This is a genomic window from Mesorhizobium sp. M0621 (genome assembly GCF_040320745.1).
GTDB lineage: Bacteria > Pseudomonadota > Alphaproteobacteria > Rhizobiales > Rhizobiaceae > Mesorhizobium.
Window position 1 is genome coordinate 142,358 of sequence record NZ_JAMYQF010000003.1, and the last position, 13,824, is coordinate 156,181.

13 protein-coding genes are annotated in these 13,824 nt (G+C 63.0%); 7 read left to right on the forward strand and 6 right to left on the reverse strand.

The window, feature by feature from the left end:
* The first annotated feature begins 25 nt into the window (after positions 1 to 25).
* Genes NKI38_RS03400 through NKI38_RS03430 form a run of 7 tightly spaced genes read left to right on the forward strand, consistent with a single transcriptional unit; the run spans position 26 to position 7,272 of the window.
* Entirely contained in the window at positions 26 to 982 is a 957-nt protein-coding gene (locus NKI38_RS03400; RefSeq protein WP_352654771.1) for a carbohydrate ABC transporter permease, read from the forward strand.
* Positions 979 to 1,920 (forward strand): carbohydrate ABC transporter permease, encoded by a 942-nt coding sequence (locus tag NKI38_RS03405; RefSeq protein WP_352654773.1) that lies wholly within the window; start codon positions 979 to 981, stop codon positions 1,918 to 1,920. The genes NKI38_RS03400 and NKI38_RS03405 overlap by 4 nt, the downstream gene beginning before the upstream one ends.
* A 4-nt stretch (positions 1,921 to 1,924) precedes the next feature.
* Positions 1,925 to 3,040 carry an ABC transporter ATP-binding protein gene (locus NKI38_RS03410; protein ID WP_352654775.1) on the forward strand — a complete coding sequence of 372 codons (1,116 nt, stop codon included), beginning with the start codon at positions 1,925 to 1,927 and terminating at the stop codon, positions 3,038 to 3,040.
* Between the two features lie 5 nt (positions 3,041 to 3,045).
* The gene (locus NKI38_RS03415) at positions 3,046 to 4,548 is read left to right on the forward strand and encodes an FAD-dependent oxidoreductase (RefSeq protein ID WP_352654777.1); all 1,503 of its coding nucleotides are present in this window, start codon (positions 3,046 to 3,048) and stop codon (positions 4,546 to 4,548) included.
* Entirely contained in the window at positions 4,545 to 5,306 is a 762-nt protein-coding gene (locus NKI38_RS03420) for a 3-ketoacyl-ACP reductase (protein WP_352654779.1), read from the forward strand. Before NKI38_RS03415 ends, NKI38_RS03420 begins: the two co-directional genes overlap by 4 nt.
* Positions 5,307 to 5,318: 12 nt before the next feature.
* Positions 5,319 to 6,947, forward strand: coding sequence for a GMC family oxidoreductase (locus NKI38_RS03425; protein ID WP_352654781.1), 1,629 nt, complete (start codon positions 5,319 to 5,321; stop codon positions 6,945 to 6,947).
* Positions 6,948 to 6,957: 10 nt separating this feature from the next.
* The gene (locus NKI38_RS03430) at positions 6,958 to 7,272 is read left to right on the forward strand and encodes a Dabb family protein (RefSeq protein WP_352654783.1); all 315 of its coding nucleotides are present in this window, start codon (positions 6,958 to 6,960) and stop codon (positions 7,270 to 7,272) included.
* A 103-nt stretch (positions 7,273 to 7,375) separates the two neighbouring features.
* Here the strand turns inward: NKI38_RS03430 and NKI38_RS03435 are convergent, their stop codons facing one another.
* The 6 genes from NKI38_RS03435 to NKI38_RS03460 form a co-directional block, all read right to left on the reverse strand.
* Positions 7,376 to 8,221: an EamA family transporter gene (locus tag NKI38_RS03435; protein WP_352654785.1), complete on the reverse strand. Its 846-nt coding sequence runs from the start codon at positions 8,219 to 8,221 to the stop codon at positions 7,376 to 7,378.
* Positions 8,218 to 9,120: an endonuclease/exonuclease/phosphatase family protein gene (locus tag NKI38_RS03440; protein WP_352654787.1), complete on the reverse strand. Its 903-nt coding sequence runs from the start codon at positions 9,118 to 9,120 to the stop codon at positions 8,218 to 8,220. The genes NKI38_RS03435 and NKI38_RS03440 overlap by 4 nt, the downstream gene beginning before the upstream one ends.
* A gap of 89 nt (positions 9,121 to 9,209) precedes the next feature.
* Positions 9,210 to 10,763 (reverse strand): cation:proton antiporter, encoded by a 1,554-nt coding sequence (locus NKI38_RS03445; RefSeq protein WP_352654789.1) that lies wholly within the window; start codon positions 10,761 to 10,763, stop codon positions 9,210 to 9,212.
* A 282-nt stretch (positions 10,764 to 11,045) separates the two neighbouring features.
* The gene (locus NKI38_RS03450; RefSeq protein ID WP_352632744.1) at positions 11,046 to 12,110 is read right to left on the reverse strand and encodes an ABC transporter ATP-binding protein; all 1,065 of its coding nucleotides are present in this window, start codon (positions 12,108 to 12,110) and stop codon (positions 11,046 to 11,048) included.
* An 11-nt stretch (positions 12,111 to 12,121) separates the two neighbouring features.
* On the reverse strand, positions 12,122 to 12,913 hold the full coding sequence (locus NKI38_RS03455) for an ABC transporter permease (protein WP_352654791.1): 792 nt from the start codon (positions 12,911 to 12,913) through the stop codon (positions 12,122 to 12,124).
* A complete protein-coding gene (locus tag NKI38_RS03460) occupies positions 12,910 to 13,824 on the reverse strand; it encodes an ABC transporter permease (RefSeq protein WP_502899243.1) in 915 nt (304 codons plus the stop codon). The genes NKI38_RS03455 and NKI38_RS03460 overlap by 4 nt, the downstream gene beginning before the upstream one ends.

Below are 13,824 nucleotides of genomic sequence, written 5' to 3' on the forward strand. Positions count from 1 at the left end.
GCCGCGTGTCGACGGGAGGAGCCTCATGAGCACAGTAGCGACAAGCCAGATCAAGCTGACGCCGGAGCACGCACGCCCGCGCAACTCGGTGCGCTCGCGCCTGCAGGATGCGCTGCCTAAGATCGTGCTGGCACCGAGCTTCGCCATCACAATCGTCTTCGTCTACGGCTTCATCCTGTGGACGATCTATCTGTCCTTCACCAATTCCAAGACCTTCCCGTCCTATGCCATCACCGGCTCGCGTGCTTATCAGCGGCTGTGGGGCTGGACCTTCGACACCGACCCGCCATCGAGCTGGTACACGTCGATCACCAACATGGGCATTTTCGGTTTTCTCTACATCTTCATCTGCCTGGCGCTCGGCCTGTTCCTGGCCATCCTGCTCGACCAGAAGATCCGCGGCGAAGGCGTGTTGAGGCCGATCTATCTCTACCCGATGGCGCTGTCCTTCATCGTCACCGGCGTCGCCTGGAAATGGTTCCTCGATCCTGGCCTCGGCCTCGAGCAGACCTTGCATCAATGGGGCTGGACGAGCTTCCATTTCGACTGGATCAAGAATAAGGATTTCGTCATCTACACGGTGGTCATCGCCGGCGTCTGGCAGGCTTCGGGCTTCATCATGGCGATGTTCCTGGCCGGTCTGCGCGGCATCGACGGCGAGATCATGAAGGCGGCGCAGATCGATGGCGCCACCACCTTCCAGCTCTACCGCCGCATCGTCATCCCGCTGCTGCGGCCGATCTTCCTATCGGCCTTCATCGTGCTCGCGCACCTCGCCATCAAGTCGTATGACCTTGTCGTGGCGTTGACCAGCGGCGGCCCCGGCGGGTCGGCCTGGCTGCCGTCCAACTTCATGTATGAGTACACCTTCAAGCGCAACGAGATGGCCGTCGGCTCGGCCAGCGCTGTGATCATGCTGATGACCATCGTCGCCATCATCGTGCCCTATCTCTATTCGGAACTGCGGGAGAAGCCGCGATGAGCGCCGTCACCACTCCCGCCCGCCAGTCCGGTGGCGTCAACGTCAAGCTCATCAACCGCATCGTCATCTACGGCCTCTTGGCGCTGTTTGCGCTGTTCTACCTGATGCCGCTGTTCGTCATGCTGGTGACCTCGTTCAAGACCATGGAAGAGATCCAGAACGGCAACATGCTGGCGCTGCCGCAAGCGCCGACCTTCGACCCATGGATAAAGGCGTGGAGCGAAGTTTGCTCGGGCCTGACCTGCGTCGGCATGAAGGGCTATTTCTGGAACTCGATCAAGATGGTGGTTCCAGCAGTCATCATCTCGACCCTGCTCGGCGCGCTCAACGGCTATGTGCTGACAAAATGGCGCTTTCGCGGGGCGACGCTGGTGTTCGGGCTGATGCTGTTTGCCTGCTTCATCCCATTCCAATCGGTGCTGTTGCCGATGGCGACCATCCTTGGCAGCATCGGCCGTTTCGGCGTGACTTTGCAGAATGCGACCGGAACGAGCTTCGGCCTTGGTAATTCGACAGTCAACCTGGTCTTCGTCCACGTCGTCTACGGCATCGGCTTCACCACGCTGTTCTTCCGCAACTACTACGAGGCGTTCCCAACCGAACTTGTCAAGGCGGCGCAGGTCGACGGGGCAAGCTTCTTCCAGATCTTCCGGCGCATCATGCTGCCCAACTCACTGCCGATCATCGTGGTGACGGTGATCTACCAGTTCACCAACATCTGGAACGACTTCCTATTCGCCTCCGCCTATGCCGGCTCCGGCGACGTGATGCCGATGACGGTGGCGCTCAACAACGTCGTCAACACGTCGACCGGCGTCGTCGAATACAACGTCAACATGGCGGCCGCGATGATCGCCGCGCTGCCCACCCTTCTCGTCTATGTGCTCGCCGGCCGCTACTTCGTGCGCGGTCTCATGGCTGGCGCCGTCAAAGGATAATCTGATGGCTTTTCTGGAAATTGATGGTCTGAGAAAGCGCTTCGGCCAGGTGGAGATCCTCAAGGGGATCGATGTCGAGCTCGAGAAAGGCGGCTTCCTGGTGCTGGTCGGCCCGTCCGGCTGCGGCAAGTCCACGCTTCTCAATACCATTGCTGGTCTGGAGACGATCACCTCGGGCGAAATCCGCGTCGACGGCCGCCAGATCAACGATCTGCATCCCTCGAAGCGCGACATCGCCATGGTGTTCCAGAGCTATGCGCTCTACCCGAACATGACGGTGGCCGGAAACATCTCCTTCGGCATGGAGATGCGCGGCGTGCCGGCGGCGGAGCGCCAGAAGGCGATCGACAAGGTGGCGAAGGTCTTGCAGATCGGCCACCTGCTGCAGCGCAAGCCGAGCCAGCTTTCCGGCGGCCAGCGCCAGCGAGTCGCCATGGGCCGGGCTCTGGTGCGCGACCCCAAACTGTTCCTGTTCGACGAGCCGCTCTCCAACCTCGACGCCAAGCTGCGCGTCGACATGCGCATCGAGATCAAGCGCCTGCACGCCACCACCGGCACCACCATCGTCTACGTCACCCACGACCAGATCGAGGCGATGACGCTGGCGACCAAGATTGCTGTCATGCGCGACGGCGAGGTACAGCAGTTCGGCACTCCGGCCGAAATCTACAACAACCCGACCAATCTCTTCGTCGCCGATTTCATGGGCTCGCCGGCGATGAACCTGATCCCGGCAACGATCGGCACCAACGGCAATGCGCTGTCTGTCGTGCTCCAGCGCGAGGCGCGCGAGCCGATCAACCTGCCGATGGCCAATGCACCGGCCGGCCTGTCGGCATTCCAGGGCAAGCCGATCATCTTCGGCGTCCGCCCTGAGGCGCTGACCGACCCGGAAGGCGCCGAACGCAACGCCTCGAACATCGCCACCGCCGACTGCCACATCGAGGTCGTCGAACCGGCAGGCTCCGACACCTTCGCCGTCACCAATCTCGGCGGCAAGGGCGTGGTGGCGCGGCTGCGTGCCGACGCCAACATCCAGCCGGGCACCAACACGCCGCTCGCCTTCAACCTGACAAAGGCGGTGTTCTTCGATCCGGCGACCGAGAGCCGCATTCGCTGACGGCCATGACAAATCCGGACATCGTCATCATCGGCTCCGGCATAGGCGGCGCAACGATCGCCTCCGGCCTTGCCGGCAGCGGCGCGAACATCCTGATGCTGGAACGCGGTGTGCCGTTGCCGGCGACGCCGCACGCGCGTGACACGCGTTCGATTTTCGTCAACGGCCACTACCGGCCGAAGGAGATGTGGCGCGAGGCCGGAGGCGCTGCCTTCAACCCCGGCAACTACTATTATGTCGGCGGCAATTCGAAATTCTATGGCGCTGTGCTGATCCGCTACCGCAGGGAAGACTTTGCCGCGATGGAGCATTTCGGCGGCGTCTCGCCGGCCTGGCCGTTTTCCTATGAGGAGTTCGAGCCCTGGTATTCGAAAGCCGAACAGCTGTTTCGCGTGCGCGGTGCACTGGGCGAGGACCCGACCGAGCCGTTCCACTCGATCCCCTATGCCTACAAGCCAGTGCCCGACGAGGCGCCGATCGCCCGCGCCCGCGCCGAACTCAAGAATCTAGGCCTACATCCGGCCTCGCTGCCGCTCGGCGTCGATATCGACACCTGGCTGAAGGACGGCAAGACCGGCTGGGACGCGTTTCCCAACACCGGCCAGGGCAAGGTCGACGCGCAAACGGGACCGCTGGCGGCGGCACTCAATGACAGCAACATCCGGCTCGAGACCAACTGCTATGTCGAGTACCTGGAAGCGTCGCCCGACGGCAAAAGCATCGCCACTATCCACTATCGGCAGGACGGCGAGGCGAAGAAAGTATCGCCGAAGCTGGTCATTCTCTCTGCCGGCGCGGTCAATTCCGCCGTCATCCTGCTGCGCTCGCCCTCGCCAGACGGCAAAGGCCTCGCCAACCGCTCCGACCAGGTCGGCCGCAATTTCATGAACCACAATTCGAGCGCCATGCTGGCGATCGACCCGCGCCGCCGCAACGATGCCGTCTACCAGAAAACGCTGATGCTGAACGACTACTATCTGTCCGACGGCAAGGGCGGCAAGCCACTCGGCAATGTCCAGCTTCTCGGCAAGATCGACGGCAACATGCTGAGGGCCAATGTAAAGTTCGCACCAAAATTCGCGCTCGATTTCATGGCCGGCCACGCTGTCGACTGGTACCTGATGTGCGAGGATCTGCCCGATCCGGAAAGCCGCATCATGGTCGACGGCAAGGACATCGTCATGCAATGGCGGCGCTCCAACATGCAGTCACTCGACGGACTGACCAAGGTGATGCGCGAAAATTTTCGCGCTTGCGGCTATCCGATTGTTCTGTCGCGGCCTTTCGACAAGCGCACGCCGTCGCACCAGTGCGGCACGGTGAAGATGGGCGACGATCCGGCGACCGCGCCGCTCGACCCCTTCTGCCGGTCGTTCGACCACCGGAACCTGTTCGTCGTCGATGGCAGCTTCCTGCCGAACTCGGCCGCCGTGAACCCGGCCCTGTCGATCGCGGCACAAGCGCTGCGGGTGGCTGATCATATCCGCAAGATGGAGTTGACCGCATGACCCGCCCGGCAGCCATCGTCACCGGCGGCGCGCGCGGCATCGGCCTTGCCTGCGCCGAGGCGCTCGCCGATGCCGGCTTCGACATCCTGGTTGCCGACCTTACCGAAACAGCCGCTGACGGACTTGCCACCGGCATCGCCGGGCGCGGCGCGAAATTCGCTTATGCCCCTTGCGACATCGCCGGTCTCGCCAGCCACACCACGCTTGTCGATGCCGCGATGCGCGCCTTCGGCCGCATCGACTGCCTAGTCAACAATGCCGGCGTCGGCGCGGTCGCGCGCGGTGATTTGCTCGACCTCAAACCGGAGAATTTCGACCGCACGCTGGGCATCAATCTGCGCGGCACCGTGTTCCTCAGCCAGGCTGTCGCCAAGGCAATGGTGGCCACACCGGGCGACCACACAAAATCGATTATCACCATCACGTCGGTCAGCGCTGAAATGGCGTCGCCCGAACGTCCGGACTACTGCATTTCGAAAGCCGGGCTTTCGATGTGGGTGAAGAACCTTGCGTTGCGGCTTGCGCCCGAAAACATCGGCGTGTTCGAGGTGCGGCCGGGCATCATCCGCACCGACATGACATCCGGCGTGGCCGCTAAATACGATGCGCTCATCGGCGGCGGACTGGTGCCGGCTAAACGCTGGGGCGAAGCGTCGGATATCGGTGCAGTGGTGGCGGCGCTCGCCGGCGGCAAATTCGGCTTTTCGACCGGCTCGATCATCAGTGTCGATGGCGCCCTCTCCGTGCCGCGACTGTAAGTGGACAGTGTCATGACCGACTACATCATCGTGGGCGCCGGTCCGGCCGGCTGCGTTCTGGCCAACCGATTGAGCGAGGATCCGGCAAATTCGGTCCTGCTGCTGGAAGCCGGCGGCAAGGACTGGCATCCCTATATCCACATGCCGGCGGGCTTTGCCAAGATGACCAAGGGCATTGCCTCCTGGGGCTGGTCGACCGTGCCGCAGAGGCACATGAAGGATCGTGTCTTCTGGTACACGCAGGCCAAGGTGATCGGCGGCGGCTCGTCCATCAACGCTCAGATCTACACGCGCGGCAACGCCCGCGACTATGATGCCTGGGAGAAGGAAGAGGGTCTCGCCGGCTGGGGCTATCGCGATGTGCTGCCTTATTTCAAACGCGCCGAGAACAACCAGCGATACGCCAACGACTTTCACGGCGACCAGGGCCCGCTCGGCGTGTCGAACCCGATTTCGCCGCTGCCGATCTGTGAGGCCTATTTTCGAGCCGGCCAGGAGATGGGCATCCCCTTCAATCCGGATTTCAACGGCGCCAGCCAGGAAGGGGTCGGCTATTACCAGTTGACCCAGAAGGACGCGAGGCGCTCCTCCGCCTCGGTGGCCTATCTCAGACCGATCCGCGCGCGCAAGAACCTGACCGTCAGGACCGATGTGCTGGTGACCCGCATTGTCGTCGAAAAGGGCCGTGCCATCGGCGTCGAAATTGTCGACAGACCGGGCGGCGAGAAGAAAATCCTGCGCGCCGAGCGCGAGGTGATCGTCTCGTCCGGCGCCATTGGCTCGCCGAAGCTCTTGATGCAATCGGGCATCGGTCCGGCTGACCATCTGAAGGCGGTCGGCGTGACGCCGGTTCATGACCTGCCCGGCGTCGGCTCCAACATGCAGGATCATCTCGATCTGTTCGTCATCGCCGAATGCACCGGCGACCACACCTATGACAACTACGCGAAGCTGCACCGGACGGCTTGGGCGGGCCTGCAATATCTGCTCCTGAAGAAGGGGCCGGTGGCCTCCAGCCTGTTCGAGACCGGCGGCTTCTGGTATGCCGACCCGACTGCCGCCTCGCCCGACATCCAGTTCCATCTCGGCTTGGGCTCCGGCATCGAGGCCGGCGTCGAGAAGCTGAAAAACCCGGGTGTCACCTTGAACTCGGCCTTCCTGCGGCCGCGCTCGCGCGGCACGGTGCGGCTGAAAAGTGCCGATCCCGCCGACCACCCGTTGATCGACCCGAACTACTGGTCCGACCCCTATGACCGCGCCATGTCGATCAAGGGGCTGAGACTGGCGCGCGAGATCATGCGGCAGAAGGCGCTTGCCCCTTATGTGATGCGCGAAGTGCTCCCCGGCCCGTCTCTCGCCAGCGACGACGAGCTGTTCGATTATGCTTGCCGCAGTTCCAAGACCGACCACCATCCTGTCGGCACCTGCCGTATGGGCCACGACGACATGGCTGTGGTGACACCGGATCTGCGGCTGCGCGGCATTGAGGGCCTGCGCATCTGCGACGCCTCGGTGATGCCGCGCGTGCCCTCCTCCAACACCAATGCGCCGACCATCATGGTCGGCGAAAAGGGCGCCGACCTGATCCTCGGCCGCGAGCCGCTGCCGCCGGCCGTGTTCTCTGGAAACCGGGCGGCTTAGGGTCAAAGAAATGATCAGGCACTGTGTGTTCGCTAGATTCCGCAACGATGTACCCGCCGCCGAGCGCATGGCGATCCATGCCGACCTCGAGGCACTACGACAGGCTATCGACGGCATGGACGCGGTAAATTTCAGCGCCAATGTCAGCCCGGAGCCGTTCGCGCGCGGCTTCACCCACGGCTTCACCATCGACTTCCGCGATGCCGCCGCGCGCGACGCCTATTTGGTGCACGAGGCCCATCAGCGCGCCGGCGCCCGGCTGGTCGCCGCACTTGAAGGCGGCACCGACGGACTGATGGTCTTCGATCTGAGGATTGCTCCTTAAGACAAGATGCTCACGTTCAATCGAAAAATTGGGGCACATTTGCAGATGTGCTTGGTTTCGTCGCCCCATTGGTGAAATGGGTGATCGCGAGACGACACCTGGACTAACCGAGCCTGAGCGCAACGACACCGGCGACGATGCTGAGCGCGGCGGCACCGCGCCAGCCCGTCATCTTCTCGCCGAGCGCGAAGACCGAGATCATCATGGCAAACAGGATCGAGGTTTCGCGCAGCGACGCCACCGAGGCGATCGGCGCCTTGGTCATCGCCCACATGACGATCCAGTACGCCGCGCCACTGAGCACGCCGGTGAACAGTCCTGCTTTCCAGTCGCGCGCCAGCACCGGCAGCGCCTTCGGCCCGCGGAAGATGAGGCACAGAGCCAAGGCGCCAAAAGCATCGCAGATGAACAGCCAGGCGGCATAGCTCTGCGCCGTGGCGGCCAGCCGCGCGCCGCTGCCGTCCGACAGCGTGTAGCTGGCGATGAAGATCGAGGTGGCCAGCGCAAAGCCGACCGCGCGCAAGTTGAGCCTCTCCAGATGGGCGCCGCCGCGAAACGACATCACCAGCGTGCCGGTCGACAACAGAAAGATACCCAGAATGGCAAGCGGGGCCGGAACCTCGGCGACGACGAACATGCCGCCAAGCGCCGCCAGCAGCGGTGCGGTGCCGCGCGCCAGTGGATAGGTCTGGGCGAAGTCGCCGGCCTTGTAGGCGCCGATCAGGAAGCTCCGGTAACCCATGTGGAAAAACACCGAGGCGATGATGTAGGGCCACACATCCGCCTTAGGCACTTCGACGAAGGGCAGCACCAGCAGGGCCGCGGCGCCCATGCCGAGCGTCATCAGCGTGATCGACAGGAAGCGGTCGAGATGGACCTTGACCAGCGCGTTCCAGCTCGCATGCATGGCGGCGGCGGCAAGCACCGCGAAGAAGACGAAAAGTGTCATGTGGCGATGCCGGGCGTTTCCAGGTCGATATCGACCCGCAGCGGGAAATGGTCCGACGCAACCTCGCCGATGTCGGCACTGATCGAACGCACGCGCCCGGCGAACATGCCGCCGACGAAGCAATGGTCGAGCCGCCGCTTTGCCACCTTGCCGTCGATGGTCTTCACATGGGTGTGGAAATCCGCGGCCGGCTCGCTGGCAATGGTGGCGGCATCGACGAAGCTGTCGAGATAAGCAGCACCACGATGGTAGGGCGTGCTGCCGACGATGCGATGGTATTCGGCGCTGCCCGGTTCCATGTTGAAATCGCCCATCCAGATCGCCGCCAGCGGGTTCTCCGGCTCCGCTTCGCCGCTGGTCCAGTTGCGCGTGGGCTCGTCGTCGACGCCGCTCCACGGTCCGCCATCGGACGACGCCCGGCGGTGCGCGGCCATGAGGTAATCGATCTGCTCCAGCCGCTCCTCGACCGCGATATGGGCGAGATGCAGCGACAACACCCGCACCGGGCCGGCAGGCGTGCGGATCATGCATTCGAGTGCCGCATTGCGCGTGTTGAGCGGCCGCAGCGTGCGGCGCATCGGCAGTGCATGCAGCCGCGACCAGACGATCGGCAGCTTCGACAGCACCATGGTGCCGAACTGCCGGCGCCGGCTGACAAGACGGCCGTCGCGCTGCTCGCTGGCATCCATGTCGAAAGCTGGGCCGTAGACCCAGTGATAGTCGGGCAGCAGGCGCGAAAGCAGCTCCGGCTGGTCGTCGAAATTGCTGCGTTGCCAGTGCCGCTCCACCTCTTGCAGCGCAATGATGTCGGCGCCGGCAACGATGCGCGCTGCGCGCGAAAGATCGTAGCGCCCGTCGCCGCCGAACCCGTACTGGATGTTGTAGCTGACCAGCTTCATTGCTTATCCGGCTCAATGTTGTGATGGCAGTAGCCGTTCGGCGGTAGCGTTGCAATGTGCCGAGCGAGCTACGGGGCTGGGCCAGCGTTCTAGTCAGTCGTCAGCGGCTGGAACCTGCCGGCAGGCGATGCCGCCAGTTCCGACCAGTCGATTTCTTCTTCCAGGCGATGATAGGCTTCGTCGCCGATCGTCCCGTTGCTGCGCAATTCCTCCAGCGTGTCGCGTTGGCGGTTGATGGCATAAAGGCGCAGCCGGTCATATTCGGTCGCCGCCTGTGCGTCCTCCGGGTTTTCCGCGATCAGGCGCTGAGCCTCATACTGCTCGCGCACGACGGCAGCCGCGGCCGACGTCTTGCGGCTCAGCACGTCGAGCGCGGCCTGCATGATGGCAACGCGCGCCTGCGCCACCTCGTTGTCGACTGTTCGGTCCGGGTCGAAGTTGAGTATCCGCAGCAGCGGCTTCAGCGTCATGCCTTGCAGTACCAGCGTGCCCAGAACCACTGCGAAGGCGGCAAGCACAATCGGATCGCGGCCGGGAAAATTGGCCGGCAGGGCAATGGCCACCACAAGCGTCACCAGCCCCCGCATGCCGCACCAACCGACCAGTACGGCTCCGCCAAACGTCGGTATATCTCGCCTTCTGTCTTCGCTGCCGAAGCGGGCGAACCACCGTATGATCGCAACGTAACTCGCCACCCAGACGAGGCGTGCAAGGATGACGACGGCCAGCACTGTTGCGGCGAAGAGAAAGGCTTCGCCCTGCCCTTCTCCGGAAAGCCGGCCGACGATCGACCGTGCCTGCAGGCCCATCAGCACGAAAGCCAGCACGTTGAGAACGAACACCGCCGACTCCCACACCGAATAGGAGCTGATGCGGTTTCTGGCCGGCATGCGGCGCGGCGCGGTGCGGGCGATGGTCATGGCATAGATCACGATGGTGATGATGGCCGAAAGGCCGAGCCTGTCAGCGAGGATCCAGACCCCGAAAGTTCCGGCGAATTGCACCACCGTGCTGCTCGCCGCATCCTCGATCCGAGTGAGCGTCATAAGCGAGAGGCGGCCAAGCAGATAACCCGCAACCAGGCTGCCTATCGTTGACAACAAGATCGTCGGAATGGCGTTGCTCAGCATGATCGAGCCGAGCGCTGCCGAAACCGCCAGCCGATAGATCAGCAGTGCCGTGGCATCGTTGAGCAGGCTCTCGCCCTGCAGGATGGCGGTGATGCGGTGCGGCACCTTGAATTGTCCGAGCACAGCAGATGCCGCCACCGCATCCGGAGGTGCTACGATAGCGCCGAGCGCGATCGCCGCCGCTATCGGCAGACCGGCCATCTTCCAGCCGACGAACGCAACCACCACAGTGGTGAAGACAACGGCGCCAAGCGCCAGCAGTGCCAGCGACAGCCGGTAGCGCTTGAGGTCGCGCAACGAAGTGTCATAGGCGGCGTCGAGAAGCACCGGAGCGATGAACAGGGCAAGCGCCAGTTCCGGATCGATCTCGATCATTGGCGCACCTGGCACGAAGGCGATGCCCACCCCGGCCAAAGCCAGCAGGGACGGATAAGGAACCTCCAGCCGTCGCGACAGCGCCGTCAGCGCAACGGCGATCAAAAGCAGGACAAGCGTGAGTTCGAAAAGAGCCATGGCTTGTTATATCCGTGAAGCGGAATTGGCGGCAGTGGCAAAGCGGCCAAGCGCAGGATGTTCGATCGGCGAGCCGGCCGGCCTTCAGGCGAGTCGCAGCTATGGATAGCGCGCCGGCTCGAGAACATTCTATTTGGAGGGGCCCAGGTTGTGTCGAGATTGCGGTCACGCCGGGTCGAAAATGATGATTCCTGGAACCGGAGCGTAATTTGAGATACGGGTGGCACCGGAAGCCCAAGAAACCGGCATTTGCGGCCGGCCTCACCTGAATATCGGCACAGCCTAGTGCAGCACCAGCATATCGCTCGACGAAAACGAGATCTCCGCCTTTTCACCGACCGCAGGGGGCGGCGTTGCCGGGCTGTTGAACGTGTCGAGCGAGACCGTGCTACCGCCGATGCCGACGCGAACCCGGATGACCGATCCGAGGAAATGCACCTCGGAAATTTCTCCCGAAAGGCTGGAGTCACGGCCGGGCTGGCGGCCCAGCGAGATCGCTTCCGGGCGCAGCGCCAGCGACAGCGTGTCACCGGATTTTGAACCGTTGAGCTTGCCCTTGAGCGAGACCTCTTCGCTGTTGACCCGCACCGTGCCTGCCGAGGCATCGGTGACGGTGCCTTCCAGCACGTTCAGCGTGCCGACGAAGTTGGCGACGAACTTGGTTGCCGGGCGGTTGTAGATCTCGAACGGCGTGCCAACCTGCTCGGCCTTGCCGCCATGCATGACGGCGATGCGGTCCGAGATCGACAACGCCTCTTCCTGGTCGTGCGTCACGAAGATGGTGGTGATGCCGAGCTTCTTCTGGATCGAGCGGATTTCCTCGCGCAGCGACACACGCACCTTGGCATCGAGCGCCGACAGCGGTTCGTCGAGCAGCAGCAGCTTCGGCTTCGGCGCGATGGCGCGGGCCAGCGCGATGCGCTGCTGCTGGCCACCCGAGAGCTGGTAGGGATAGCGATCCGCCATCTGCGGCAGCTTGATGATGTCGAGCATCTCGGCAACACGGGCATCGATGTCCGCCCTGGGCATGCCCGCGACCTTGAGGCCGAAGCCGATATTCTGCGCCACGGTCAGGTTCGGAAACAGCGCATAGGCCTGGAACACCATGCCGACATTGCGCTGGTTGGGCTTCAGCCTCGTAATGTCCTTGCCACCGACGACGATCTTGCCGGCGCTCGGCTCCTCGAAGCCCGCGACCATCCGCAGCACCGTGGTCTTGCCGCAGCCGGACGGGCCGAGGAAAGAGACGAATTCGCCGCGCTCGACGTCAAGATTGAAGTCCTCCACCACGGTGGTGGCACCGAAGGATTTTCGAACGTGCTGGATGGACAGGAACGGATCGGCCATGGCTTTGACTTTCAGTTCGGGCGGTTCGCCGATCTCGGCGCGAAGCGGGACAGGATTTGGATCAGCGACATGCAGCCCCAGGTAATAGCGAAGGCGATAATGGCGAGCGCTGCCGGCTCATAGGCGCGATTGGCGCCGATATTCTGCAGATAAGGGCCGAAAGCCGGCCGATTGAGCAGGCTCGCCATGGTGAACTCGCCAATGACGATGGCGAAGGTGAGGAAGGCGCCCGACAGCACCGCGATCAGCACATTGGGCAGGATGACGCGGGTGATGATCGTCCCCCAACCAGCACCAAGGATCTGTGCCGCTTCCGTAAGGGTACGCACGTCGATGGTGCGAAGCCCTGTGTCAACGGCGCGATACATATAAGGCAACGCCAGTGTCGCATAGCCGATGACCAGCAAGGCATTGGTGCCTGTATCGGTCGCCAGGAACGGCAGCGGCGAATTCGACCCGTACATTCTGATGTAGCCGAAGACGATGACGATGGCCGGGATGACCAGCGGCAGCAGCGTGATGAACTCGACGATCGGCCGCAACTGCGGCAGGCGTAGCCGGATCCAGTATGCAGCCGGCACGACGATAAGCACGCCGAGAATGATGGTGAAGACGGCGGCGAGCACCGAATAGCCGAAGGTCGCCTGGAAGCGGGCATCGCCGAGCACGACCTTGTAGGCGTCGAAGGAGTACTCGCCACGCCGCATGCGCATGGAGAACTCCACCGTCGCAATCAGCGGAATGAAGAAATAGGCCGCGCCCAGCGCGAAGACGACCCAGGCCCAGAACCTGCCAGCCTTCATTTGAGCCACCTCTCGGAACGGGTGCGGAACCAGATGTAGAAAACATTGGCAAGACCGGTAATGACGATCATGCCGAAGGCTATGGCGTAGCCGAGATGGGCATTGTGCAGCACGTCTCCACGGATCTGGGCATAGAGCAGGATCGGCACGATGTTGAGCGACGAGCCGGTCAATGCATAGGCGGTGGCGATGGCGCCGAAGGCGTTGGCGAACAACAGGATCACGGTGCCGAGGAAACTCGGCCAGATCACCGGAATGACCACCATGCGCCAGTACTGCGACATGGTCGCGCCCAGCGTCGCGGCGGCCTCGCCCCATTCCTTCTTCAGCCCGTCGATGGCTGGCACGATGATGACCACCATCAGCGGTATCTGGAAATAGACATAGGTCAGCGTCAGGCCCCAGAATGACAGTATGTTGAAACCATGCGCATAGATGTTAAGGCCAAACAGGGTGTTCAGGATCACCGTCGCAAGGCCGAGCCGGCCGAGCGTGGCGAGGAAGGCGAAGGCCAGCGGCACGCCGGCGAAATTGGAAGCAACGCCGGAAAAGGTCAGTGTCGCTGAACGTATCCAGTCCGGCAGGCCGCCGCGCACGATGGCAATGGCAATCGCCAGACCCGCAAAGGCGCCAATCAGCGATGAAGCAAGACTGACCTTGATCGAAATCCAGTACGCGGCAACGATCGACGGTTGCGCCAGCGCCGCGATGTTTTCGAGGGTGAATTCGCCGGCATCGTTCTGGAATGCGCCCAGCATCAGATAGAGCGTGGGCAGGACCAGGAACATGATGGCAAAGATGAAGAACGGCGCAACGCCGAGCCATTGCGTCGGCAACCTGAAGCCGCGCGCCTCGGCGGGAGGCGCGGTCTTGCCGGCAACAGCGTGATCGGACATTGAGATATCGGTCAT